Annotated in this window: 21 protein-coding genes and 1 pseudogene; 12 read left to right on the top strand and 10 right to left on the bottom strand. The window is 67.8% G+C overall.

All coding sequences use genetic code 11. The features are described from left to right. The first annotated feature begins 13 nt into the window (after positions 1-13). A complete protein-coding gene (locus HLA98_RS10935; RefSeq protein ID WP_057501616.1) occupies positions 14-1135 on the top strand; it encodes a glycosyltransferase family 4 protein in 1122 nt (373 codons plus the stop codon). Here HLA98_RS10935 and HLA98_RS10930 read toward each other — a convergent pair. The 5 genes from HLA98_RS10930 to def all read right to left on the bottom strand — a co-directional run bounded on the left by HLA98_RS10930 (position 1108) and on the right by def (position 7151). Beyond that, positions 1108-2397, bottom strand: coding sequence for an O-antigen ligase family protein (locus tag HLA98_RS10930; RefSeq protein ID WP_057501615.1), 1290 nt, complete (start codon positions 2395-2397; stop codon positions 1108-1110). The two genes, HLA98_RS10935 and HLA98_RS10930, sit on opposite strands and share 28 nt — an antisense overlap. 117 nt (positions 2398-2514) lie before the next feature. Then, positions 2515-4236, bottom strand: a complete 1722-nt coding sequence (locus HLA98_RS10925; protein ID WP_057501614.1) for an ArnT family glycosyltransferase — start codon at positions 4234-4236, stop codon at positions 2515-2517. Positions 4237-4259: 23 nt separating this feature from the next. Further along, positions 4260-5591 carry a 16S rRNA (cytosine(967)-C(5))-methyltransferase RsmB gene (gene rsmB / locus HLA98_RS10920; protein ID WP_057501613.1) on the bottom strand — a complete coding sequence of 444 codons (1332 nt, stop codon included), beginning with the start codon at positions 5589-5591 and terminating at the stop codon, positions 4260-4262. Positions 5592-5594: 3 nt separating this feature from the next. Next, positions 5595-6518 carry a methionyl-tRNA formyltransferase gene (gene fmt / locus HLA98_RS10915; RefSeq protein ID WP_057501612.1) on the bottom strand — a complete coding sequence of 308 codons (924 nt, stop codon included), beginning with the start codon at positions 6516-6518 and terminating at the stop codon, positions 5595-5597. Positions 6519-6638: 120 nt separating this feature from the next. Next, positions 6639-7151 carry a peptide deformylase gene (def, locus tag HLA98_RS10910; RefSeq protein ID WP_057501611.1) on the bottom strand — a complete coding sequence of 171 codons (513 nt, stop codon included), beginning with the start codon at positions 7149-7151 and terminating at the stop codon, positions 6639-6641. 126 nt (positions 7152-7277) lie between these two features. Between def and HLA98_RS10905 the strand changes: the two genes are divergently transcribed. From HLA98_RS10905 to HLA98_RS10865, 9 genes and pseudogenes are all read left to right on the top strand, one after another. Continuing rightward, complete coding sequence (locus tag HLA98_RS10905) at positions 7278-8411, top strand: LysM peptidoglycan-binding domain-containing protein (protein ID WP_049449042.1); 1134 nt, start codon at positions 7278-7280, stop codon at positions 8409-8411. A gap of 139 nt (positions 8412-8550) precedes the next feature. Continuing rightward, entirely contained in the window at positions 8551-9678 is a 1128-nt protein-coding gene (gene dprA / locus HLA98_RS10900) for a DNA-processing protein DprA (RefSeq protein WP_057502025.1), read from the top strand. Positions 9679-9721: 43 nt separating this feature from the next. After that, entirely contained in the window at positions 9722-10195 is a 474-nt protein-coding gene (locus HLA98_RS10895) for a DUF494 family protein (protein ID WP_005411195.1), read from the top strand. A 39-nt stretch (positions 10196-10234) separates the two neighbouring features. Continuing rightward, positions 10235-10987 carry a pilin gene (locus HLA98_RS10890; RefSeq protein WP_049449038.1) on the top strand — a complete coding sequence of 251 codons (753 nt, stop codon included), beginning with the start codon at positions 10235-10237 and terminating at the stop codon, positions 10985-10987. Positions 10988-11036: 49 nt separating this feature from the next. Continuing rightward, positions 11037-11969, top strand: a complete 933-nt coding sequence (locus HLA98_RS10885; RefSeq protein ID WP_049449036.1) for an RDD family protein — start codon at positions 11037-11039, stop codon at positions 11967-11969. 190 nt (positions 11970-12159) lie between these two features. Then, a pseudogene (locus HLA98_RS10880) lies at positions 12160-14652 on the top strand (DNA topoisomerase I). A gap of 98 nt (positions 14653-14750) precedes the next feature. Beyond that, entirely contained in the window at positions 14751-15341 is a 591-nt protein-coding gene (tsaC, locus tag HLA98_RS10875) for an L-threonylcarbamoyladenylate synthase type 1 TsaC (RefSeq protein WP_080392961.1), read from the top strand. A gap of 43 nt (positions 15342-15384) precedes the next feature. Further along, the gene (locus tag HLA98_RS10870; RefSeq protein ID WP_057502027.1) at positions 15385-16062 is read left to right on the top strand and encodes a DUF4124 domain-containing protein; all 678 of its coding nucleotides are present in this window, start codon (positions 15385-15387) and stop codon (positions 16060-16062) included. A 35-nt stretch (positions 16063-16097) separates the two neighbouring features. Beyond that, positions 16098-16844 (top strand): hypothetical protein, encoded by a 747-nt coding sequence (locus HLA98_RS10865; protein WP_057502028.1) that lies wholly within the window; start codon positions 16098-16100, stop codon positions 16842-16844. A gap of 115 nt (positions 16845-16959) precedes the next feature. Here HLA98_RS10865 and HLA98_RS10860 read toward each other — a convergent pair whose 3' ends face one another. After that, positions 16960-17736, bottom strand: coding sequence for an SDR family oxidoreductase (locus tag HLA98_RS10860; RefSeq protein ID WP_057502029.1), 777 nt, complete (start codon positions 17734-17736; stop codon positions 16960-16962). 111 nt (positions 17737-17847) lie between these two features. Between HLA98_RS10860 and HLA98_RS10855 the strand changes: the two genes are divergently transcribed. Next, positions 17848-18060: a hypothetical protein gene (locus HLA98_RS10855; protein WP_049449022.1), complete on the top strand. Its 213-nt coding sequence runs from the start codon at positions 17848-17850 to the stop codon at positions 18058-18060. Between the two features lie 98 nt (positions 18061-18158). Here the strand turns inward: HLA98_RS10855 and sppA are convergent, their stop codons facing one another. From sppA to HLA98_RS10835, 4 genes are all read right to left on the bottom strand, one after another. Further along, positions 18159-20081: a signal peptide peptidase SppA gene (gene sppA, locus HLA98_RS10850; RefSeq protein ID WP_049449020.1), complete on the bottom strand. Its 1923-nt coding sequence runs from the start codon at positions 20079-20081 to the stop codon at positions 18159-18161. 116 nt (positions 20082-20197) lie between these two features. Next, complete coding sequence (locus HLA98_RS10845; protein WP_049449018.1) at positions 20198-21562, bottom strand: MATE family efflux transporter; 1365 nt, start codon at positions 21560-21562, stop codon at positions 20198-20200. A 270-nt stretch (positions 21563-21832) separates the two neighbouring features. Further along, on the bottom strand, positions 21833-22417 hold the full coding sequence (locus tag HLA98_RS10840; protein ID WP_049449016.1) for a DUF3106 domain-containing protein: 585 nt from the start codon (positions 22415-22417) through the stop codon (positions 21833-21835). Beyond that, the gene (locus tag HLA98_RS10835) at positions 22410-23414 is read right to left on the bottom strand and encodes a hypothetical protein (protein ID WP_129550631.1); all 1005 of its coding nucleotides are present in this window, start codon (positions 23412-23414) and stop codon (positions 22410-22412) included. The genes HLA98_RS10840 and HLA98_RS10835 overlap by 8 nt, the downstream gene beginning before the upstream one ends. Positions 23415-23826: 412 nt before the next feature. Here HLA98_RS10835 and HLA98_RS10830 point away from each other — a divergent pair, with 412 nt between their 5' ends. Then, complete coding sequence (locus HLA98_RS10830; RefSeq protein ID WP_129550663.1) at positions 23827-26004, top strand: primosomal protein N'; 2178 nt, start codon at positions 23827-23829, stop codon at positions 26002-26004. Positions 26005-26070 lie beyond the last annotated feature (66 nt).

Below are 26070 nucleotides of genomic sequence, written 5' to 3'. Positions count from 1 at the left end.
CCGAAGATCCCCCATGAAAATCCTGTACACCAACTTCCACTACGGCGACGGTGGCGGCCACACCACGTACATCGTGTCCCTGGCGCGGGCCCTGCATGGCCAGCACACGCTCCATGTCGCTGCCCCCGCCGACAGCCGCCTGCTGCGCACCGTTGCCGAAGAGGGCATCGCGACCGCCCTGCCGATGGCCTTCGGCAGTGGCCTGCCGACCTTGCCGCAGCAGCTGGCCGAACAGCGCGCGTTGCGCCGCCTGGTGCGGGACGAGGGCATCGACCTGGTCCACGTCAACGGCGCACGCGATCACCGCTTCGTGATGCAGAGCCTGCTCGGCATGCGCCGGCCGCCGATCATCCTCACCAAGCACAACAGCAAGCCGACCAACACCCTGGGCAATGCCTTCCGTGCGCGCTGGGCCACCGATCGCGTGATCGCGGTATCGGCCCATACCGGGCGGCTGCTGGAGCAGGGCCCATACCGCCGCTGTCCGATCGACGTGGTCCGCAACGGCGTCGACCTGGCCCGTTTTGCACCGATGGCCGCCGACGCGGGGCAGGCCATGCGGCAGCAATGGACCCAGGATCCGGATGACCTGGTGCTGGTCAGCAATGCCGGCACTGACGACTACAAGGGCTGGATCGACCTGGCGCAGGCCATCGCCCTGCTGCCCGATGCCATCCGCCCACACGTGCACATGGCGGTGGCCGGCCACCTGCCCAACGCACAGCAGCGCGAACGGGTGCAGGCGCTCGGCGAGGTCGCAGCGCAGGTGCACTTCACCGGCCTGCTGGCCGATACGCGCCTGCTGATCGCCGCCGGCGACGTCGGCTTCGTGCTGTCCAACGACGTTGAAACGATCTCCTTCGCCTGCCGCGAAATGATGGCCAGCGCCAGGCCGATGCTGGTCAGCGACTATGCCGGTCTTCCGGAGAACATCCAGCAGGGCGTCGACGGCTGGGTCGTACCCACCCGTGACGTGGCCGCCATCGCGGCGCAGTTGCAGGTGATGTACGAACAGCGCCAGGGCCTGGCGGCAATGGGCATGGCCGCCCGCCGCCATGCAGAAGCCGCGTTCGGCCTGCAGACCTTCGCCGATGCGACCCTGGCCAGCTACGAAGCGGCGCTGGGCTCGCGCTGATCAGGGCGGCGAGGCTCGGACAGCGCCAGCAGCAGCGCGACCCAGGCGGCATAGAACGACGCGGTGCGCATGTCACGCAGCATCATTTCGGTAACGCCGAAGACGGCGAAGGCCACGCAGATGCTCAACCCTGCAGCGGCATGCAACCGCGATCGCTCGTCGCCACGCCACAGGCGTGGCAGGAACACCAGCGCGGGCGCCAGGTACACCAGCACCAGCCCCAGCCCGCCCAGCACACCGTAGGTGGCCAGGAAGTACAGCAGGTCGTTGTGGGTCTCGCCGAAATCACGCGCGACCATCGTCGAGACCTTGCCCTGTTCGGCAAGCCCTTCCAGTTCCTGGCGGAAGCGGTTGCCGCCGCCGACGCCGAACACGGGTTGCTCACGGATCATGTAGCCCGCCGCGCTCCACAACTGCAGGCGGATGCAGACCGACGTATCGGCCAGATGGTCGGCACTGCAATCACCATACTCGTTCACGCCGGCATCGATGCGGTCGCGCAGCGCGCCATCATGGGTGGCGACAATGCCTACGCCCGCTGCAAGTACCAGGCCCAGCAGGATCTTCATGCGGCCAAGCCGACGCCCCATCACCAGCAGGCCGATCAGCAGGAAACAGGGAATCGCCAGCAGGCCACCGCGGGTCTGCGTCCACAGGAAGGCAACCAGGCCCAGGATGCCGGTCAGCAGCTTCAGCGTCGCCTCGATGCGGGTAAAGCGGGTCACCGGCAGACCCAGTGACACCAGGCTCAACACACCAAACAACAGGGTCAGGTCACCGTAGGTCACCGCGTTGAACTGCTGGGTGGCAGGCCGCGCGCCGGTTTCCAGCGCCAGCCAGCCAATGACCACCGCTGCCGACCACACTGCGGGCAGGGTTCCCAACAGGGCGCGCCCAAGGATCCTGCGTGGCACCCGCAGCGCCGCGAACAGGATCAACAGCATCGACAGCAGGCGCGCCGCTTTTTCGACCTCCGACCCTTTCCAGATGCCATGCACACCAAGGCTGACCAGAACACCCACCAGCATCACGCCCATGCCGATGCCCATCCACGCATAGCGACGAACGGCGCCCGGCAGCAGGGCCGGCGATGCCGAGGGCATCAGCAGCAGGATCAGCGACAACAGGATCACCAGATAGAAGCCCGCGCTGCCGCCTTCCATGGTGAGCATCAACAGCGTCGGCAATGCCCCCAGCGCCACCGTATAGGCGCCGGCCAGGAAGCCCGACGTGCGGGAAGTAGACGGAGAAAGCGGGATCACGTGGTGCGGTCGGCGGGTCGGTGGCGGGAGACCGGCACGGTGCCGGGAGCGGCGCTCATTCTAGGGCAGAGCGAGCCTTCGATTGTCGCAGCGCCGTCATGTTCGTCGCTCATTCGTTCAGTCCTCATCCGGTGGCCCCTGCAGCAGGTACTCGCGTTCCAGTTCCGCCACCGTGGGCGCGCAGGTGCCCCTTACGACCGCCGCAGGAACCAGCCACCAGCGCCGCCGGTTGGAAATGCCTGCCATCTCCGCCCGTGAACGATCAATGCAGCCCTGCATGGCATCGTTGTTCACCAGCAGCCAACGCCGTCCGGGGTCCAGCCGCTGCCAGCGCACGGCCGCCTGCAGCTGCTCATGCCAGCGGTTCTCGAATCCAAACGTGGCCGCCGGCCTGTCGGCCATCAGCAGGTTCTGCTCCTTCCAGGCCACCAGCCCCAGCTCCGCATCCGGCGCGAGGCGTGCGCCGACGTCGCGCATCAATCCACGCGCGGAGCTTGAATCATTCAGCAGCGGGTAGCCGACCAGGCCGTACAACACCCAGGCTGCGGTCAGGGTCGAGACCAACGCCAGGTGGCTGCGACAGCGTCCTGCCACCATCAGGCCCAGCCCACCCCAGAGTCCCATCGCCAGGATCGCCCAGGCCAGCGCGTCGGTCGCGCCAGGTGGCAATCCACGACCACGGGTGAGATTCACTTCGAAGTGCGGATCACCCAGCAGCGCAAGCGCCCCGATCAGGGTCAGGGCCGACGCCAGCACCGCGGTGAAACCCCACAGCAGGCCCTGCACGTCGCGCCGCTTCATCAATCCGGGCAACAGGGGCGCCAGTGCCAGGCAGAACATCGGCAACGCTGGCAGGATGTAGACGTCGCGCTTGCCATCGGGAACGGAGAAGAACAGCACGAGCAGCAAACACCAGGCCAGCGGCAGCAGGTAGCGTGGGTCACGTCGGCGCAGGCGCCTGCGCCAAGCTGGAATAGCCCACGGCAAGGCCAGGAACGCCGGGATCCACATCGACGGCATTACGCCGAAGAAGTACCACCACGGCTGGTGATGATCCCAGGAATGCGTATAGCGGCGCGCCGTCTGCCGGAACAGGATGTCGCTGATGTAGGCACGGTACTCGTCCGAGCCGGTGCCCAGTCCGGCCAGCAGCATCGGTACCAGCCACAACGATACCGCCAGCAGGAACGCCAGTGGCGCCAGCCAGAAACGCCCATCGCGCGCATGCAGGGACACACGCGGCCAGTGCAGGGCCGAGGCGATGGCCGCCGGCACGATCATCAGCAGGGCGAGCATGCCCACACCCTTGGTGATCACCCCGATTCCGGCGAAGAACCAACCCAGCCACCACCAGCGCCAGGCTGGCCCAAGCAGCAGGTGGCGCAGCAGGCCATAGTTGGCCAGGGTGATGAACAGCACCAGCAGCGGGTCGATCTGCGCCTTCTTCGCCTGGAAAGTGAACTGCAACGCGAACAGCAGCGCCCATCCCGCGTACAGCCCTACCTGCCGCGTCCACAACCGGCGGCCGAGATCGACCACGCACCACAGCGTACCCAGCGCCGCCAGCAGCGACGGCAGCAGGAAGGCCACCCGCCAGTGGCCGATCACGCCGTACAGCGTGGCCTGCCACCACATCAGCATCGGCGGCTTGTCCGAATACAGCTCGGTGCCGCGATGCGGGAACAACCAGTAACCGCTGTCGACCATCTGCTTGGCCACCAGCGCGAAACGCGGCTCGTCCGAAGGCCATGGATCACGGAGGCCCAGACCGGCCCCCAGCACCAGCAGGGCCATCACCACGAACAACCACGTCTGGCGCGACGCGTGGGTTTTCAGCATGGGACTCGAAACGGCAGCAGGGGTCAGGCTGCTTTTATCAGACGCGCATAGAAGAAACCGTCAGCATCGTTGTCGCCCGGCAGTCGCTGGCGTGCCACACCTTCGCAATCCACGCCGAATGCGTCGCCCAACGGCTGCGCCACGGCGTCCGGATGCCACTTCAGGAACGCGCGCACCTGATCGATGTTCTCGGCACGCAGGATCGAGCAGGTCGCATACAGCAGCACGCCGCCTGGGCGCAGCATCGACCAGCAGGCTTCCAGCAGGCGCGCCTGCACACCGACCAGCGCATCGATGTCTTCGGCACGGCGGTGGAACATCACATCCGGCTGACGACGGATCACACCGGTGGCTGAACAAGGTGCATCCAGCAGGATCGCGTCGAACGGCACGCCATCCCACCATGACCCGGGGTCACTGGCATCAGCAACCAGCGTCTGTGCATGCTCCCCCACCCCGGTACGCGTGTAGGTGTCGCGTGCACGGGCCAGCCGTCGCGCGTCGATATCCAGCGCCAGCAAACGCAGGCTGGGGTCACGCTCAAGCAGGTGCGCCGACTTGCCGCCAGGTGCCGCACAGGCATCCAGCACGCGTGCACCGGCCACCGGTGCCAGCGCATCGGCCGCGCATTGCGCCGAGAGGTCCTGCACCGACAGCGCACCGTCGGCAAAGCCGGGCAGCTGGTTCACGGCAACGGGAGCCGCCAGGCGCAACGCATCGGCGCAGAGCGCACTGGCTTCGGCGGCAATGCCCGCCTCGGCCAGCGCGGCCAGTGCCTTGTCGCGGCCACCGTGCTGGCGGTTCGCACGCAGCCACAACGGTGCCGGCTGAAGGCTGGCGTTGAAGATCGCCTCGGCCTGCGCCGGCCAATCGCGCTCAATCGCATCGGCCAGCCATTCCGGGAAGGCGTCGCGTGCGGGCTGCTCGGGGAAACCTTCGCGCTGCGCACGGCGCAGGATCGCGTTGACCAGGCCTGCCTGGCGCTCACGACCCAGCGCGCGCGCCGCATCGACCGTGGCCGACAACGCCGCATGCGCCGGCAGCTCCAGCACGTCCAGCTGCGCGAAGCCGACCATCAGCAGCGTGCGCAGATCGGCGTCACGCGCCGACAACGGCTTCTGCATCCACGACTGCAACGCGGCGTCGTAGGTGCTGCGACGGCGCAGGACGGCAAAACACAGGGCTTCCAGCAGCGCGCGGTCGCGGCTGTCGGCCAGCTTCGGCAGCGCCCAGGCCAGTTCAGCCTTCAACGAACGGCCACGGGTGAACACCTGTGCCAGTACACGTGCGGCCAGCATGCGTGTGGCCGCGCCCGGTGCCGCCTTGGCGACGGAGAAATCGTTCTGCTTCGACACCGCTTACGCTCCCACGCGCAGGTCGCGGCGAGCGTTGAGGTAATCGGCGGCGGTGATCGCCTTGCCGCCTTCACGCTGCAGCACGCGCAGGCGCAATGCGCCTTGGCCACAGGCGATGTCGATGCCATCGCGGCTGGCGGCCAGCACCGTACCCGGTGCCTGGCCGTGGTCCGCCTCCAGCGCCACCGCGCCATGGATGCGCACGCGTTCGCCGGCCAGCGTCGCCTCGGCGATCGGCCACGGATTGAACGCGCGCACGGTGCGCGCCAGCACGCCCGCGTCCTGCGCCCAGTCCAGCTTCGCTTCGGCCTTGTCCAGCTTGTGCGCGTAGGTCACGCCCTGTTCCGGCTGCGGCCGCGCGATCGGCTTGATGCCGGCCCGCAGCAGGCCCAGACCATCGGACAGCACCTGCGCGCCCAGTTCCGCCAGCTTGTCGTGCAGCTGGCCACCGGTATCGGTGGCAGCGATCGGCAGTTCCTGGTGCAGCAGCACCGGGCCGGTGTCCAGGCCGGCCTCCATCTGCATGAGGCAGACGCCGGTCTTCGCATCGCCGGCCTGGATCGCACGCTGGATCGGCGCGGCACCGCGCCAGCGCGGCAGCAGCGAGGCATGCACGTTCCAGCAGCCATGGGTCGGAATGGCCAGCACCGCCTTGGGCAGGATCAGGCCGTAGGCCACCACCACCATCAGGTCCGGCTGCAGGTCGCGAAGCTGCTGCTGGGCCGCCTCGTCCTTCAGCGACTCGGGCTGGTAGACCGGAATGCCACGGGCCACCGCTTCCAGCTTGACCGGCGACGGCGCCAGGCCACGGCCACGCCCGGCCGGACGATCAGGCTGGGTGTAGACGGCCACGACCTCATGATGGCGCGCAGCCGCGCGCAGCGATGACACCGCGAATTCCGGCGTACCGGCAAAGACAATCCTCATGGCTACCCCACTTGCAGGATGGATTCGTGCAGGAAAGAAAACGGCGCCGTCGGCCGGCGCCGTACAGCCCGCGCGTGCCGCGCAGGCGCGGGCCACCCGAAGGGCGGCCCGGATTGGCGATCACGCCACGTGCTTGCGCTGCTTGGCCAGCTTCTTGCGCACCATCTCGCGCTTGAGCGGCGACAGATAGTCGATGAACAGCTTGCCGTCCAGGTGATCCATCTCGTGCTGGATGCAGGTGGCCAGCACTTCGCCGGCTTCCAGCTGCTGTTCCTGGCCATTGCGGTCCAGGTACTTCACGGTGATGGTATCGGCGCGGGTCACGTCGGCGAAGATGCCCGGAACCGACAGGCAGCCTTCCTGGTACACCCGGCCCCCGTCCCTGGCGACGATTTCCGGGTTGATGAACACATGCGGTTCATTCTTTTCTTCGCTGACGTCGATGACCATGAAGCGCTTGTGCACGTCCACCTGGGTGGCGGCCAGGCCGATGCCCGGGGCGTCGTACATGGTCTGGAACATGTTGTCGATCAGTTCCTGGAAGGCCGGCGTGGTGACTTCGGCAGCTTCGATCAACGCAGCCTTGGTACGCAGGCGCGGATCGGGGAACTCGAGAATGGGGAGAAGGGCCATGGCTGTTTCCGGATAGGGGGCCGGCACGCCGGCATACGTCGCAGATTCTAGCTCCAACGCTTGCCTTGCGCCCCGGTTTCTGGACTATAGTGCGCGGACCTGTTGGGGAATCAGGGCTTCACACCTATGTTGCTTCGTTTTCGTACGGTCGTCGCCGCGGCGATGCTGACCGTGGCTGCCTATGCTACCGCCGTGGAAGTGAATGGCGGGCACCCGGACACCTATGTGGTCCGAAAAGGGGATACGTTGTGGGATATCGCCGCACGTTTCCTGCAGAAGCCGTGGCTGTGGCCGGAGATCTGGCAGGCCAATCCGCAGATCGCCAATCCGCACCTGATCTATCCCGGTGACGTGCTCAGCCTGGCCTATCTGGACCGGGTCACCGTGGCGGCCCAGCCCGGCCCGCGCCAGGAGGCCCCGATCGACGCCATTCCGCTGGCCCAGGTCGAGCCGTTCCTGAAGCAGCTGAGTGTGGTCGACAGCATCGAGCAGCTGCCCGCCGTTGTCGGCCTGGAAGAGGAACGCCTGCGCGTTACCGGCGGCAACACCGCCTATGTGCGCCTGGCCGATGCCCAGCTGGGCCAGCGCTGGGCCGTGGTGCGCCCGACCGTGCGCTATGCCCAGCCCAAGCCGACCGAAGACCTGACCGCCAACGGCGATGTCACGCCGGGCAGTGGCAACCTCTGGAAAGCCTACAACGCGCCCAACGCGCGCCGCGGCGTGCTCGGCTACGAGCTGGCCCAGGTCGCCACAGGCACCATCACCCGGGTCGCTGGCGGCAAGGTCGAGGCCTCCACGCTGGCGCTGGACAAGGACCTGGGCGGCCGTGAAGTGCGTGCCGGCGACCGCCTGGTGCCTGTCGAGGCCCGTCCGTACGACCTGCAGTTCGTGCCGCATGTACCGGCGGCCAGCGTCGAGGGCGTCGACGTGCGCGTGCTGGCGGTGACCGACATGTTCACTGCCGGTGGCCCGCGCGACGTGATCGCGATCTCGGCAGGGCGCACCCAGGGCGTGGACAACGGCACCGTGTTCTCGCTGTGGCGGCCGGGCCGCCATGTGACGGACCGCATGAAGTACCCGACCTCGTCGCGCATGGACGATGCCCTCAGCGGCAACGTGGGCCGGGTTGCGCTGCCGGATGAGTACGCCGCGCACGCGATGGTGTTCCGTACCTTCGACAACGTCAGCTACGCACTGGTGATGCAGGGCGTGAAGCCGGTGCGCGTGGGTTACAACGCACTGCATCCGGACGCGAAGTAACGGTTGCCGGGTTGCCGGGCTGCCCCGGCCACCGCAGGTCGTGCCGGCCGCTGGCCGGCAGGCATCTCCGGCAAAGTCTGACAGCCGCATGCGAAGGCGCCCTAGGGCGCCTTTGTTGTATGCGCCCGATAGTGGGGGGATGACCAACCAAGCTGACGAGGCGCTGCTGCGCCTGTTGATGGCAAGCGGCGCGCTGGCGCCCCGGCGGGCCCTGCTGCAGGCCGCAGGCAGCGCGGAGATCGCCATCGCGCAGGGCGCCGCGAACTGGCGCGCGCACGGCTGTACGCCAGAGCAGTGCGCCGCACTGGAACGCCCGGATGCCCGGGCCTGGGCGGTGGCACGGCGCTGGCTGGAAGACGACAACCATCACCTGCTGGCCTTCAACGATCCGGCATTCCCTCCGCCCCTGCAGGATGTCCCCAACCCACCCCTGGCGCTGTTCATCGCCGGCGACCCCAGCCTGGCCTGGCGCCCGTCGGTGGCGCTGGTCGGCAGCCGCTCGCCGACACCGGGCGGACGCGCGTTGGCAGTCCGGTTTGCCGGCTGCTTCGTCGAAGCCGGGCTGGCGGTGACCAGTGGCCTGGCGGCGGGCATCGACGCGGCCGCGCATCAGGCCGCGCTGGACGCCGGTGGCTGCACCGTGGCGGTCATCGGCACCGGCCCGGACCGTGCCTACCCGGACGGCCACGCACGGCTGCAGGCCCGGATCGCCACCGATGGCGCGGTGCTCAGCGAGTACCTGCCCGGAACGCCGGCACGCCCCGGCCACTTCCCCGCCCGCAACCGGCTGGTGGCCGGGTTGGCGCTGGCGACGGTGGTGGTCGAGGCCGCCCAGCGCTCGGGTGCCCTGATCACCGCACGCCTGGCTGCCGAGGCCGGCCGCGAGGTCTGCGCCCTGCCCGGCTCGGTACTCAATCCACGCGCGGCGGGCTGCCATCGGCTGATCCGTGAGGGTGCCGCACTGGTCGAGCGCCCGGAGGAGGTCCTTGAACTGCTGGCCCCCGCCCTTCGCCAGCAGCTGCCGGGCTTGCAATCACGGTTGGCCACCCCCACTGAACAGGCACCGCCGGTACTCCTGCCGGCGCGCTGGGCCGACGACCCTGACTACCAGTGCTTGTGGCGGGCCCTGGACCACAACCCAAGCGGTATGGATTCACTGATCACGCGCTGTGGATTGACGGCGCCCCAGGTGTCCTCCATGCTGCTGGCCATGGAACTGGCGGGAATCGTGGTGTGCGTACACGGCCGCTACTGTCGAACTCCCTAGTTTCTTCACCTCCACAGCGTCGCGCGACGCAGGCCGAGGGGCAATGAAAGAGAGCATCCTGGATGTACTGCTGTACCTGTTTGAACACTATTTCAGCGAAGATGCGGACCTGATCCGTGACCGCGATTCGCTCCAGAACGGCCTGATCCAGGCCGGTTTCAGCCCAACCGAGATCAACAAGGCATTCGACTGGCTCGATGCCCTGGCCGCGCAGCGGCCGAGCGTGGCCCAGGCGCGGGTCGATGGCCCCGTGCGCGTCTACCACGGCCCCGAGCTGGACAAGCTGGACGTGGAATGCCGCGGTTTCCTGCTGTACCTGGAACAGCACGGCATCCTCGACGCCGACCAGCGTGAGCTGGTGCTGGACCGGGCAATGGCCCTGGACCAGGACGAACTGGACCTGGATGACCTGAAGTGGGTCGTCCTGATGGTGCTGTTCAACCAGCCCGGCTCCGAGGCGGCGTATGCCTGGATGGAGACGCAGATGTTCATGGACGAGCCAGAACCCCTGCACTGACCGTACACTTGGGGGCATAGCGCATTCAGGAGCGTCCCCGTGAGCGAGTGGTTCCATGCAGAAGGCAACCGGCAGCAGGGTCCGCTGCCGGCGGAACAGTTGGTCGAATTGTTCCGCAACAACCAGATCTCCCTGGACACCCTGGTCTGGCGCGACGGACTGCCGCAATGGCAGCCGTTGCGCACCGTGGTCGACGAACTCGGCCTGATCGTGCCGGCGCTGGACGCTTCCGCGCCCCCCGTGGAACCCGAACCGGAACCGGTGGCACCGCCTCCGCCGCAGCCGCCGGTGCTGCCGCCATCCACGCCCTACACCACCAGTGCATCGGCCACCGCCCTGCCGCCCCCGAAGAAGAAGCTGTCCGGCTGTGCCCTGACCGCCATCATCGGCGGCGGCCTGCTGTTGGTGCTGGTACCGATCGTGGCCATCCTGGCCGCCATCGCGCTGCCTGCCTACAACGACTACACCGTGCGCGCCAAGGTCGCCGGCGCCGTGACCGCACTGCAGCCGTTGAAGGACCAGGTGCAGCACTTCGCCGATGACGAAGGCCGGTGCCCCGGTGCCAACGACGCCGGCTTCCCGGCCCCGGGCGACTTCACCCAGGCCGGCCTGTCGGCGGTGAACATCGGCCGCTTCAACAACGGCCACTGCGGCATCGAGGCCACCCTGGCCGTACCCGGCAAGAAACCCGATGGCGACCTGCTGTGGCTGGAATACGATCGCGACAGCGGCCGCTGGGAATGCAGCGGCGAAAGCGACGACAAGTACCTGCCGCCGTCGTGCCGCGGCTGAACCGCGCGCGCACCGGCACCTCCAAGGACGACCCAACAGGGAACATGCAATGACTGAGTGGTACTACGCCGAAGGACAGCAACGCCAGGGCCCGCTACCGGTCCAGGAGATCCGCCAGCGCTTCCAGCGCGGCCAACTGAACCTGGACACCCTGGTCTGGCGCGAAGGCATGGCGCAGTGGGCTGCGCTGCGCCAGGTGGTCGACGAACTCGGACTGCAGACGCTGGCCGACGCCAGCACGGCCACCAGCAGCGGCGGCTTCGACCTGCGTGGCGACTATGCTGCCATCGACAACGGCAGCGCCCCCCTGCCGGGCACCGGCGCGCTCAGCAGTTCGCCCTACAGCGCCCCGGCAGCGGCCGGTGCCGCTGGTCATGCCCAGCCGGTGATGGGTGGCGAAGTGGTCTACGCGGGCTTCTGGAAGCGCGTGGCCGCCTACATGATCGACTACTTCGTGCTGGTCATCCCCGGCAGCATCATCGGCGCCATCCTCGGCGTGGTGCTCGGCGCCAGCATGGGCGCGATAGGCAGCGGCGAATCGGCCATCGAAGTGGTCGCCCAGCTGTCCAGCGCGCTGATCAACTTCGCCATCGGCATGGCGTACTACACCTGGTTCCATGCCTCGAAGGGCGGTGCCACGCTGGGCAAGATGGCGGTCGGCATCAAGGTCGTGCGCAGCAATGGCGAACGCCTGACCAAGGCGCGCGCATTTGGTCGCTACTGGGCCATGCTGCTGAGCAGTTTCACCCTCGGCATCGGCTTCCTGATGGCGGCGTTCACCGAGCGCAAGCAGGGCCTGCACGACATGATCTGCGACACCCTGGTGGTCGACCGCTGGGCCTACACCGACCAGCCGCAGCTGCAGCGCCGGGAGCTGGGGACGGTCACCGTGCTGGTGCTGGTGCTGACCGGCCTGCTGTCGCTGGTGGGCCTGGCCCTGCTGGTATTCGCAGTCGGCTTCATCGCCAAGATGGCCTCCTGAACGGCCATCCTCACGCCTCGCTGCTTGACACGGGCTGTCCGGGCGTGATTCCTCTAATAAGGTGAAACTGAACGCCCGGCACATTACCGGGCGTTCAGTTTATGGATTTGCCCGTGGCCGCTTCACTAATGCGGCCGTTTGCTCCACCCTAGCGGCCCCTTCCTCCGGTTCGCCCACAGACCTTCCCGACATGCCCAAGCACCTGCTCATCGTCGAATCGCCGGCCAAGGCCAAGACGATCAACAAATACCTCGGCAAGGACTACACGGTCCTGGCCTCGTATGGGCATGTGCGTGACCTGATTCCGAAGGAAGGCGCGGTCGACCCGGACAACGGGTTCGCCATGCACTACGACGTGATCGACAAGAACGAGAAACACGTCGATGCGATCGCCAAGGCCGCCAAGGGCGCCGACGACATCCTGCTGGCGACCGACCCGGATCGCGAGGGTGAAGCGATCAGCTGGCATATCGCCGAGATCCTGAAGGAACGCGGGCTGGTCAAGGACAAGCCGATGCAGCGCGTGGTGTTCACCGAGATCACCCCGCGCGCCATCAAGGAAGCGATCAGCCAGCCGCGCGCGATCGCCAGTGACCTGGTCGATGCCCAGCAGGCGCGCCGCGCGCTGGACTACCTGGTCGGCTTCAACCTGTCGCCGGTGTTGTGGCGCAAGGTCCAGCGCGGCCTGTCCGCCGGCCGCGTGCAGAGCCCGGCGCTGCGCATGATCGTCGAGCGCGAGGAAGAGATCGAAGCCTTCATCGCCCGCGAGTACTGGTCGATCGCCGCCGAGTGCGCGCACCCGTCGCAGCACTTCAACGCCAAGCTGATCAAGCTGGACGGGCAGAAGTTCGAGCAGTTCACCATCACCGATGGCGACACCGCTGAAGCGGCGCGCATGCGCATCCAGCAGGCCGCGCAGGGTTCGCTGCACGTCACCGACGTGGCCAGCAAGGAGCGCAAGCGCCGCCCGGCGCCGCCGTTCACCACTTCCACCCTGCAGCAGGAAGCCTCGCGCAAGCTCGGCTTCACCACCCGCAAGACCATGCAGGTGGCACAGAAGCTGTATGAAGGCGTGGCGATTGGCGACGAAGGCACCGTCGGCCTGATCTCGTACATGCGTACCGACTCGGTGAACCTGTCGCAGGACGCGCTGGCCGAGATCCGCGATGTGATCGCCCGCGACTACGGCATCGCCTCGCTGCCGGACCAGCCGAACACCTACCAGACCAAGTCGAAGAACGCCCAGGAAGCGCACGAAGCGGTGCGGCCGACCTCGGCGCTACGCACACCTGCGCAGGTCGCGCGCTACCTGACCGATGACGAGCGCAAGCTGTACGAGCTGATCTGGAAGCGTGCGGTGGCCTGCCAGATGATTCCGGCCACGCTCAACACCGTCAGCGTCGACCTGTCCGCCGGCAGCGAACACGTGTTCCGTGCCAGCGGCACCACCGTGGTGGTGCCCGGCTTCCTGGCCGTGTACGAAGAAGGCAAGGACAACAAGAGCGCCGAGGACGAGGACGAAGGCCGCAAGCTGCCGGCGATGAAGCCCGGCGACCGCGTGCCGCTGGAACGCATCCAGGCCGAACAGCATTTCACCCAGCCGCCGCCGCGCTACACCGAAGCGGCGCTGGTGAAGGCGCTGGAAGAGTACGGCATCGGCCGTCCCTCGACCTACGCCTCGATCATCCAGACCCTGCTGTTCCGCAAGTACGTGGAAATGGAAGGCCGCAGCTTCCGCCCGTCCGACGTCGGCCGTGCGGTGTCCAAGTTCCTGTCCAGCCACTTCACCCGGTACGTGGACTACGACTTCACCGCCAAGCTCGAAGACGAGCTCGACGCCGTCTCGCGTGGCGAAGAAGAGTGGATCCCGCTGATGGCCCGCTTCTGGGAGCCGTTCAAGGAGCTGGTGGAAGACAAGAAGGAATCAGTCGACCGTGCCGAGGCCAGTGGCGCGCGCGAGCTCGGCACCGACCCGAAGACCGGCAAGCCGGTCAGCGTACGCCTCGGCCGCTTCGGGCCTTACGCGGCCATCGGCAGCACCGCCGAGGACGCCGAGGAGAAGCCGAAGTTCGCCTCGCTGCGCCCCGGCCAGTCGATGCACACCATCTCGCTGGAAGACGCGCTGGAACTGTTCCTGATGCCACGCGCGCTGGGCGAGGACAACGGCGAGCCGGTCAGCGTCGGCATTGGTCGCTTCGGTCCGTTCGCCAAGCGTGGCAGCACCTATGCCTCGCTGAAGAAGGAAGACGACCCGTACACCATCGACCTGGCCCGCGCCGTGTTCCTTATCGAAGAGAAGGAAGAGATCGCGCGCAACCGGATCATCAAGGAGTTCGAGGGCAGCGACATCCAGGTGCTGAACGGCCGCTTCGGCCCGTACATCAGCGATGGCAAGATGAACGGCAAGATCCCCAAGGATCGCGAACCGGCATCGCTGACCCTGGCCGAAGTGCAGCAGCTGATGGAAGAAACCGGCAAGCCGGTGCGCAAGGGCTTCGGCGCCAAGAAAGCCGCTGCGAAGAAGGCACCGGCCAAAAAGGCGGCGGTGAAGAAGGAAGCCGCGCCGAAGAAGGCCGCTGCCAAGAAAGCGCCTGCCAAGAAGGCCCCGGCCAAGTAAGCGGTGAAGAAGGCGGCCGCAAAGAAGGCCCCGGCGAAGAAGGCCGTCAAGAAGGCTGCGAAGTAGATCCACGCCATGCATGGGTGAGGTGGCAAGGTGTGCGGACCAACGGTCCGCACCTACCGTCCGCACCCACCACCCCTTCTGCACGCAGCAGGGAGATAATGGAGGCCCACGCCGGGCCGGTCGCCGCCATGAAAGAACTCAACCTGGACTCTGCTGTCGCCACGCTCCGCGCGGGCGGCGTGATCGCCTACCCCACCGAAGCGGTCTGGGGCCTGGGCTGTGATCCCTCGCACGAAGCGGCAGTGCACATGGTGCTGCGGCTGAAGCAGCGCCCGATCGAGAAAGGCATGATCCTGGTCGCGGCCGAACTGGCGCAGCTGGAAGGCTGGGTGCGCCTGCAGGCGCTGCCCGACGCCCGCCAACGCGCCGTGCTGGCCAGCTGGCCCGGCGCCAACACCTGGATCCTTCCCGCCGGCCCGCGCGCGCAGCCCTGGGTCACCGGTGAACACAGTGGTATCGCGATGCGCATCAGCGCGCACCCGCTGGTGGCCGAACTCTGCCGCGCCTGGGGCGGCCCGCTGGTCTCCACCAGCGCCAACCTGGCCGGAGAACCACCGGCACGCAGCCGCGAAGAGCTGGACCCGCGCCTGCTGCGCCTACTCGACGGCATCCTCGATGGGCAGACCGGTGGCCTGGCCCAACCCACCCCGATCCGCGACGCGCTCAGCGGCAACGTGCTGCGTTCCTGAGCCGGCGATTGCGCTGCTGCGGACAATCACGCACCCTGCCGCCATGACCCTGCTGCGCGCCACCCTCAGCCTGTGCCTGCTGCTGCCGTGGACGGTGCCCGCCGCCGACGACGTGCGGGTGTACCGCTGCGTTGCCAGCAACGGGGCCGTTGCCCTGCAGGACACGCCCTGCAACAGCGGCCGCCAGCAGGTGCGCGACCTGCAGCGCCCGCGCGATCCCGCTCCACGGGTGATGCGCAGTGATGCCACGCCTCCGCCGCCCAGCGAAACCCCGGTCATCCGCGAGCGCGAAGTCCGCCACGTCTACATCCAGCCGCCGCAGCCGATGTACGAGTGCGTGAGCGAAGACGGCCAGCGCTATACCAGCGACAACAACGAAGGCAATCCGCGTTGGGTACCGTTGTGGACCAGCGTCTGGCTGCCACACGGTCATCGTGGCCCGGCCTACCCTGGACCACGCCCGGCCATCGGCACGCCGATCGGCGAAGGCGCAGGTTATCGCCCCCCTTCGATCAGCATGGGCGTGCAGGTTCCGGCCGGCAGCGTGCTGGTCCGCGACAGCTGCCATGCGTTGCCGCCGCAGGAAGTCTGCGCGCGCCTGCGCGACCGTCGCTGGGATCTGGACCGGCGCTACAACAGCGCACTGCAGAGCGAACGCACCGCCATCAGCAACGAACAGCGCGGCATCGATGCGCGCCTGTCGCGCGATTGCGAACGCTGAGCGCAGCACGCCGTCGCAGCCTGTACGCTGTGCGCATGAACCGAGTGATCTGGCTGCTCCTGGTGCTGCTGCCCGCAAGCACGTTGGCCGAAGAGGGCGTGATCTACCGCTGTACCTCCAGCAGCAGTGACGTCCCCACCCTGCAGCGCACGCCGTGCCCCACCGGCAGCAAGCAGCAGGTGCTGCGCATACCCGACCCGGCCAACACGCAGCCGGCGGCCGCTGCACCGGTGACCGCCGAGCCTGCACCCGCCCCCGTCGAAACACCCGCGCCGGTGCCGGCCGGACCGGCCGTTACCCCGGGTGCCCCAGCGAAACTACGACGCGCGGACGAAGGACGCACGATCATGGAGGCAGGCATGGTCGAACACGAGGGAGACGACCAGATCCTCGACAGCGCGATGCTGCGCCGCGATGCCGAGGCCCGCACCACCGCAGGTGACGGTCCACCGAAGCCGCCGCTTCCTCCGATCTTCCAGTGCACCGACAGCCAGGGTGGCGGCTACCTGTACGAGTACGAGGCCGCGCCCGGCCGCTGCGAGCTGATGACGGTACAGGGCCTGGGTGGAGTGACGCCAGTGAATGCTGCCAGCTGTGAAGTGGTGCGTGACCACTGCGAAGCGCTTCCCGAAGCGCAGCGTTGCGGTGGTTGGCAGCAGCGCTTCCGCGATGCCCGCGGCCGTGAGCGCTTTGCCGCGCCGGAGAACCGCGGTACCGCGCGCGGTGAACGCGAGCGGCTGCAGGGCGTGCTGGAAGCCAGCAGCTGCCCGGTGCCGGGGTGACAGCGGCGGCATAGCCGCATCTGCCCATGGGGTGGATCTGTTGTAGAGCCGAGCCATGCTCGGCTGCCGTTGGCGGAATGCAGCCGAGCATGGGCTCGGCACTACAGCAGAGCGATCAGAACCCGTAGCGCAGGAAACCCCCATCCACCGCGATGCACTCGCCGGTGACATAGCTGGCCGCCGGCAGGCACAGGAAGCCCACGGCGGCGGCCACTTCCTCCGGCTCGCCAATGCGGCGCATCGGCGTGCGGTTGATCACGTCCTCGTAGTAATCCGGGTCCGACAACGGGCCGGACGTGCGCCGCGTGCGGATGTACCACGGCGCCACCGCATTGACCCGGATGCCATCCTCGGCCCACTCCACTGCCAGGTTGCGGGTCATCTGATGCATTGCCGCCTTGGTCATGCCGTAGACCACACCGCTGCGCACGTGGGTCAGGCCGGACACGCTGCCGACGTTGACGATGGACGACGACGCGTGGCGGGCCAGCAGCGGATGCGCGTAGCGCGACAGCTCGAACGCCGAGAACAGGTTGGTCTCGAAGATCTTCCGCCATTCGTCCTCGGAGTACTCCGTGGCCGCCTTGGTGACGTTGCCGCCGGCATTGTTGACCAGGATGTGCAGGCCATCGCTGTGGTCCTCCACCCAGTCCAGGATCTGGCGGCGGTCCTCGTCGTCGGAAACATCGGCGGCCAGCGCATTCACCTGCATCTGCGGATACACATCCAGCAGTTCGTCGCGCGCGGTCTCCAGCATGTCGATATCGCGGCCGACGATCATCAGGTCGGCACCGAGCCCCGCCAGTTCATGCGCGATGGCCAGGCCGATGCCGGCGCTGGCGCCGGTGATCAGGGCTGTCTGGCCGTCCAGGCGCCACCGTTGCTGGGTCATGTGTCCTCCGGGGCCGTGCCCACTGCATTTCGATGCCGCAAGGATACGCGCTCACGGCGGCGCCCTGCCGGAGATGCGACACTGCCCGTACGCCCACCGCGGAGAGCCGCCATGCGCATCCTGATCCTGTCCACATCCGTGCTGGCCAGCCTGCTGCTGGCGGGCTGCCAGCGGCCGCCGACGCCGAACCCGGAGAAGCCACCGGCACCTCAGGCGATGGCGCGCGCGATGCATGAGCCGCTGGACCGCGCCAAGGGCGTGCAGAAAACCGTGGACGATGCCGCCGCGCGTGAGCGCAAGGCCGAGGCCGAAGCGACGCAGTGACCTGTGGGGTCAGAGCCCTTTTCGCTGCAGAGGGATCCGGCCCCATGAATGAAAACGCCCGGCCAAGGCCGGGCGTTTTCATTCGTTGCCGTTGCCGATCAGAACCCGCAGAAGCAGTACGCCAACGCCTTCACCGGTGCGCCATTGCCCTTTTCGCGGGCCGCGTTCTCGACGAAGCGCAACTGAGTGTCCACTTCCGGCATCGTGCGTGCCAGCATCATCCGCGCCATGCCCGAATCGGACAGCATCCAGGCACCGGCGCGGCTGCCAGCGAACCCGCTGACGAACTGCGCGAACGGCGTGGCTGCCTTCTCGATGTAGCGCACGCGGTAGGCATCGGCCTTGCCGAGCTTGGCGCGACTGGCGGCGTCGGCCACGGCATCCTTCAGGCCACCGAAGGCATCGACCAGGCCACGTTCCTTGGCCTGTGCACCGCTCCACACGCGGCCACGGGCCACTTCGTCGACAGCCTCGACCGGCTTCTTGCGGGCGTCGGCGACGCGACCGGTGAAGTCGGCGTATCCCTTGTTGATCACCGTCTGGATGACCTGGCCCACCGCCGGATCCATCGGACGGGTGACATCGAAGGCACCCGCGAAACGGGTGGTGCCGACACCATCGGTATGCACGCCGATCTTGTCCAGCGCGCGGCTGAAGTTCGGCACCATACCGAAGATGCCGATCGAACCGGTGATGGTAGACGGATCGGCATAGATGCGATCGGCATTCATGCTGATCCAGTAGCCACCGGAGGCCGCCAGGTCGCCCATCGACACCACCACCGGCTTGCCGGCGGCCTGCAGGGCCACCACTTCGCGACGGATCTGCTCGGAGGCGAACACTTCACCACCCGGCGAATTGACGCGCAGCACCACCGACTTCACGTTCTCGTCGTCACGCGCAGCACGCAGCAGCGCCGAGGTCGATTCGCCACCGATGCGGCCGGCCGGGAGATCGCCGCCGCTGATTTCGCCGGCGGCCACCACCACCGCTACCTGCGGACGGTTGTCGACCGGGTTGCGGCGCGCATCGAGCTGGCCCAGGTAGGTGCCGAAGTCGACGTTGCGGAAACCACCGTCGGCATCGTCATCAGCCACGCCGCGCTCGATCATCAGATCCTCGAACTCCTCGCGCGTCTTCAGTGAGGTCACCAGCTTCTGCTGCAAGGCGAACTTGGCCAGGTCGCCACCGGCGGCGGCGATGCCTTCCGGCAGCGTGTCGATGCCGGCGGCCAGCTGTGCCGGGTCCAGGCGACGGGCCTTGGCGATGTCGCCCAGGTAGCGCTGCCACACGTCGTTCATCCAGAACAGGTCGGCTTCCTTGGAGGCCGGCGACGCGGCGTCGAGCACGTACGGCTCGGCCGCGGACTTGTACTCGCCCACCTTGAACAGGTGCACGTCCACGCCCAGCTTGTCCTGCAGGCCGGTGCGGAAGTACTGGCGGTAGCGGCCCAGGCCTTCGAGCACGACCGAACCCATCGGGTCCAGGTAGACCTCGTCGGCCTGCGCGGCCAGCAGGTACTGCGACTGGCCCATGCTCTCGCTGTAGGCCACCAGCTGCTTGCCGGAGGCGCGCAGATCCTGCAGCGCGGCGGCCACTTCACGCAGCGAGGCGAAACCGGACGGCTGCAGCTTGTCCAGCTCCAGCACCACGCGCTCGATCTTCTTGTCTTCCTTGGCCGACTCGATCACCCGCAGCAGGTCACGCAGCTGTATCTCTTCGGCGCCGTTGTCACCTACCGCCTTGGCCAGCGCGCGGCTGACCGGATCGGCACTGAACTGCTCGACCAGGCGGCCTTCCGGTGCGATCACCAGGGTGGTGCGGTCCTGCAGCGACTTGCTGGCACCGGCGCCCATGCCGGCAGCGATGACGAACATCACCAGCAGCAGGAACAGCAGGCCGAAGAACACCAGGTTGAGGATCAACCTGCGGGTGAAGTTCATGACGTCCCACAGCCCGATGAAGAAACTGGCGACGGGGTTGCGACGCGCCGGGGGCAGCGGGGGCACGGGTTGATTCATGGAACGCTCCGGATGGCTTCTTGCCGTGGTGCCAGCATAGCCGGTGCCGCGTGATGCAGCATCGGACACAAGTCAGGGGATCGCCCGCCATGGGTCGGCATGGCGGGCGGGACGGATCAGGACAACATCGACTGGCCGACGCGCAGGCTGCTGCGGCGCAGGCGCCAGCCCATCAGGATGGCGGCGGCGGTCAGGCCGACGATCAGGCCGATCCACATGCCCTGCGGGCCCATGCCCAACCCCAGGCCGAGCCCGGCGCCGAGCGGCATGCCCAGGCCCCAGTACGCGAACATGGCGATGAACATCGGCACGCGGGTGTCCTTCAGGCCACGCAGCGCACCGGCCGACAGCACCTGGATGCCGTCCGGGAACTGGAAGGTGGCCGCGTACAGCAGCAGGGTCGAGGCCAGGCCGGCCACCGCCAGGTCATTGGTGTAGACACCGACGATGGCGTCGTGGCCGAACAGCAGCACCGCCGCCGACAGCGTCTGCGTGCCCATGATGATCGCGTAGCCGGCCCAGGCCGCGCGGCGTACACCGAAGCCATCGCCACGGCCGACCGCATGGCCGACGCGCACGGTGGTGGCCTCGGCCACGCCCATCGGAATCATGAAGCACAGCTGGGCGACGTTGATCGCGATCTGGTGCGCGGCCGCTTCGTTGGCACCGAGGCGCCCGATCAGCAGCGCGGTGACGATGAACAGGCCGCCCTCCATCAGCACGGTAATGCCGATCGGCAGGCCGGTGCGCAGCAGATCCCAGATCGCCGACCAGCGCGGTCCTTCGAAGTGCGAGAACAGCTGCAGGTGGGCGAAGCGCTTGGTGAACCACAGGTAGGTGGCGAAGGCGATCGCCTGCAGCCACATCATCACCGCCGAGGCGATGCCCAGGCCCTCGGCGCCCATTTCCGGGAAGCCCAGCTTGCCGTTGGCCAGCACGTAGCCCATCGGCGCCAGCACCAGCAGGCCGCCGAAGCCGAGCAGCATGGTCGGCAGCGTCCAGTGCATGCCCTCGCTCAGATAGCGCATGCAGAAGTACAGGGTCAGCGCCGGGCCGCCCCAACGCACCGCATGCAGGAACGCGGTCGCCCCCGGCACGATGTCCGGTGCGATGCCGAAGGCCGGCAGCAGCGGCGGCACCACGGTGAGGAAGGTGAACATGATCAGGCCAAGGCCCAACGCCAGCCACAGTGCCTGGCGGAACAGCGGGCCGATCTCGCGCTCGCGGCCGGCGCCATGCAGCTGCGACACCGAAGCGGTGAGCGAGATCAGGGTGCCGATCGGGATCAGCATCGGCAGCCACAACAGCGCCGTGCCGATGGTCACCGCGGCCAGGGTCGCGGTGGCATGGTGGCCGGCAATGACGTTGTCGACAAAGGAGATCAGACCGGTGGACACATGCCCGAGCACAAGCGGCAGGGCGAGCAGACCGGTGGCGCCGACTTCCTTGCTGAAGCGCGGCGTGGAGGTTGCAGTAGACATAAGGTGCTTGACGCGAACTGCGGTTGCGCGCGAAGGGCACAGGCACCGGGTTGCGGGCCGCCATCTTACGCGTGCGGCGTGCGCATTCCCATGACATGGCGTGAATGCTGGGTTTCAGCGGGCCCCGGCATCACGTGTTGCGATCGCGTTACCGGGGGAAAACGCCCGCCCTGTAGAGTCGCCTGTCAGTCGACTTCCGCGCGCAGCGCGGGTTTTTCACGGATCTGTATGAAGAGCAGTCGACCAACAGTCGACGCTACGCCTTCCGGTTTACTGCCCCGCTTGGCGCTTGAGCCAGGTGTCGCGCTCGGCGGGCGGCACGGCGAGGAACGCGCTGCGCACGGTGTCGCGTTCCTGCGGTGGTGTGCGTTGCGCGACCAGGGTGAGCTGGGCCAGCTGCGCCGGGCTGAGCTGGCGCAGCACGGCCAGTGCGGCCTCGCGCTGTTCCGGCGGCACAAACCCGAACAGGCCGTGCAGCTTGGGGAATTCCAGGCCCAGCTGCGGGCCCAGCCGCCAGCCTTCGCGGAATGCCTGGTCCTGCGCCTGGAACTGCTGACGCAGCCGTTGCTGCTGCTCGGCCGGCAGCGCGTTGAATCGCGCAGCGGCCTGACGGATCCGCTCGCGTTCGCTCTCGGGCAGGGCGCGCCAGGCCGCGTAGTCGGCGCGACGCTGGCGCTGCTGCGGGGCATCGAGCTGGGTAAACGCAGCCGGCGTCGTGCTTGTGGGGGCCGGGACCGGGGCCGCCGGCGAACTCCCCGGCACTGGCGGCGGCAGCGGTACGTTCAAGGTCTGCGGCGCGGCGGAAAGCGACAACGGCAGGGCCAGCAGCAGGCTGGCGAACAGGGTCTTATTCATCGGCAGCAGCGGTTTCCAGCGTGGCGCTGGCCGGCTCGGGCCGGCTCGGCTTGGATTGCGATTCGTCCACCGGCAGTGGGCCACCGGCCGCCGTCCACGCATACAGATCGGCATCGGCCACCAGCGGATAATCGCGGTCGGCCAGCATCGTGGCGTCGTCCGCGGCCTGCGCAGGGGTCGCGTCCGGCGTGGCGTTGACCTTGCTTGGCGGCAGTGCTTCCACCGTGACCGGCCCCGCTTCACCCACCACGCCTTCCGGCAACGGGGCATCGCTGCCGAACGAATGCCCCTGCCAGTAGCGCCAGCCCAGCGCGGCGGCCAGCAGTACCGCCACCGTGACCAGCAGGATCAGTGGGCCGCGCCAGCGCGGCTTGGCATTCGCACGACGGCGCTTGCCGCTGGCGGGCGCACGCTCATCGCGCTGTGGTGCACGCCAGCTGGCGGTCGGGGTTTCATTGTTGGCAGCCGGCGCGGCGGGTTGCTGCAGCTGCTGCAGGCGCTTGGCCGGCACGTCGCGGATACGCGCCTGCACCTGTTCGGCCAGCTGGCGCCAAGCCGAGGCATCGGGCTGGCCGTGCACATCGCGCGGGCAGGCGTCGGCCAGCAGTTGCTGGTAGCCGGCCTCATCCTGGTCGAGCACGCGCATCGCGATGCCTTCATCCAGGCTGCCGCCCACCCGCAGCAGCAGCGCCAGGCGCGGCAGCGATCCCATCTCGCCCAGCGCAGCCAACGGCGGCGCCCACTGACCGCCCACCGGCTCGCGCAATACCTGGCGCTGGCCCAGCAGGGTCCAGAAGCGGGTCGGCCACTGCGCCATCGGCAGGTCACTGGCGACCGCCGCAAACGCGCGCATCACCGCCACCAGGGTCTGCTCGGCGCGGGCAGCATCGCCGCACTGCAGTTCAGCCACCACCAGGGCGCGGCGTTCAACGCCTCGCAGGAACGCCGACAGCGCGCCGGCCGCGGTCGAGGAAACAGGGGCGGGCACAGCCGTCATCGGTCACTCCAAAGGTCTGCCCGCATGATAGCGGCAGGCCATCGGCGCCCGTAGGACTTGCGTCAGCAGGCACTTCGTGCTGCAGGTTGTGCACAGCACCAAGACCCGACTGCGGAAAACTGGGGCATCCAGCTGAATTCACTCTGTTTCAGCTTTGTTTCACACTTAAATTGTTGATTTTGAAGACTTTTACCATGTGGCTATTTTTTGACCAACCCGAGCATGAGGCCGTCGCTATCGGCCTTCTGCGTTTCCGCTGGCGGTTAACACACAACGTTATCCACAGAACATGTGGATAAGACTGAATCTCCAATGGACTCCGATATTTAGGTGACATTTATGCTTCAACGGGCATTGCCCGGCCACGCGCGCTCCTGCCATTCGCGCGCGCATGGGCCGTTACACTGGCCCGATGCTTTCACCGATTCCGACCCTGCAGGTCGCCCTCCCCGTCCCCCTGCCCCGCCTGTTCGACTACGTGTCGCCGGAGGGCGAGGCCCCCACGGCGGCGGTCGGCTGCCGTGTGAAGGTGCCGTTCGGCAACCGCGAACTGGTCGGCGTGGTGGTCGGCCACGGCCAGGCCGACGACGGTCAGGGCCTGCGCCAGGCGCTGGCCTGGTGCGATCCGCAGCCGCTGCTGCAGGGTGAGCTGTGGCAGAGCCTGCAGTGGCTGGCGCGCTACACCCATGCCCCTCTCGGCGAGGTGCTGAGCACCGCCCTGCCCGGCCCGCTGCGCCATGGCGAGACCCTGCCCGACACCCACCACTGGGGCTGGCAGCTGACCGCCGAAGGACGCCTGCAGCGCGGGAAGCTGCGCGCCGGCAGCCGCCCCCGGCAGTTGGCAGAACTGCTGGCCGAGGCCGTGGTGGATGAGGACGTGCTGGGCGAACGCATGCAGGACTGGCGCACCGCCGCGCGCAGCCTGGCCAAGCGTGATCTGGCCGAGCGCGTGGCGCTGAGCGTGGCGCCCCAACATGCGCAGCCACTGCCCGGTCCAACGCTCAACCCGGACCAGGCCGAGGCCGTGGCCGCGATCAACGCCGCCGAAGGCTTCCAGCCCTTCCTGCTGGATGGCGTGACCGGCAGCGGCAAGACCGAGGTCTACCTGCAGGCCATCATCCACTGCCTGGCCCAAGGCAAGCAGGCGCTGGTGCTGGTGCCGGAAATCGGCCTGACCCCGCAGACCCTGGCACGCTTCCGCGGCCGCCTCGGCATCGCGGTGCATGCACTGCACTCGGGGTTGAACGACAACGAGCGCGCGCGCGTCTGGGCGGCGGCCTCACGTGGCGAGGCACGGGTCATCGTCGGCACCCGCTCGGCGGTGTTCACGCCATTGCCGCAAGCCGGCCTGCTGATCGTCGACGAGGAACACGACGGCAGCTACAAGCAGCAGGATGGCATCCGCTATCACGCGCGCGATTTCGCTCTGGTGCGCGCCAAGGCACTCGGCATCCCGGTGCTGCTGGGCAGCGCTACGCCTTCACTGGAGACGCTGCACAACGCCTATGCCGGACGCTACACCCACCTGCGCCTGAAGCAGCGTGCCGGTGATGCACGGCCGCCACGCGTGCGCATCCTCGATGTGCGCAAGCGGCCGCTGCACGATGGCCTTTCGGCTGACGTGCTGGCCGGTATCGGCGAACACCTGCAGCGTGGCCAGCAGGTGCTGGTGTTCAAGAACCGCCGCGGTTACGCGCCAGTGCTGCTGTGCCACGACTGTGGCTGGACCGCACCGTGCAACCGCTGCGATGCACCGATGACCGTGCATGGCGGCGGCCGTCGCCTGCAGTGCCATCACTGCGGCGCGCGGCAACCGGCACCGTTGGCCTGCCCGGCCTGTGGCAGCCTTGCGCTGCAGCCGCAGGGTATCGGCACCGAACGACTGGAAGAACATCTGGTCAGTGCCTTCGCAGATTTCCCGGTGGTGCGCATCGATCGCGGCACCACGTCGCGACGTGACGCGCTGGAACAGCAGCTGGCGAAACTGGGCGACCAGCCCGGCATCCTGGTCGGCACGCAGATCCTGGCCAAAGGCCACGACCTGCCCAAGCTGACCCTGGTGGTGGTGGTTGGCATCGATGAGGGCCTGTTCTCGGCCGACTTCCGCGCCAGCGAAAAACTGGCGCAGCAGCTGATCCAGGTCGCAGGACGCGCGGGACGTGCACGTGATCCTGGTGAGGTCTGGCTGCAGACCCATCATCCCGGGCACCCGCTGCTGGAAACCCTGGTGAGCGGTGGCTACCATCCGTTCGCGCAGGCCGAGTTGAACCAGCGCCAGGCCGCAGGATTCCCGCCCTTCGCGCATCTGGCGCTGATGCGCGCCGAGGCACAGCAGGTGGAGCATGCCAATGCGTTCCTGCTGGCGGCGCGGCAACTGCTGGGGGAACAGAATGTAGTCGAGGCCTATGGGCCGATGCCGGCGCCGATGCCGCGGCGTGCCGGCTACCAGCGCACCCAGCTGCTCCTGTCGGCGTTGCAGCGGCCGCCGTTGCATGGGGTGCTTTCGCAGTTGGTACCGCAGCTGTACGCGCTGCCGGAAGCACGCAAGGTGCGCTGGTCGCTGGATGTGGATCCGACGGACCTGTATTGATCCGGTCGGTGCTGCGTAGAGTCGAGCTTGCTCGACTGCCTCATGCAGAAGCAGTCGAGCAAGCTC

It is taken from the genome of Stenotrophomonas africana, assembly GCF_013004645.1.
GTDB classification, from domain to species: Bacteria; Pseudomonadota; Gammaproteobacteria; order Xanthomonadales; family Xanthomonadaceae; genus Stenotrophomonas; species Stenotrophomonas africana.
Note: the sequence above shows the minus strand (reverse complement) of the source record. Positions and strands in the feature narration are given on the sequence as shown.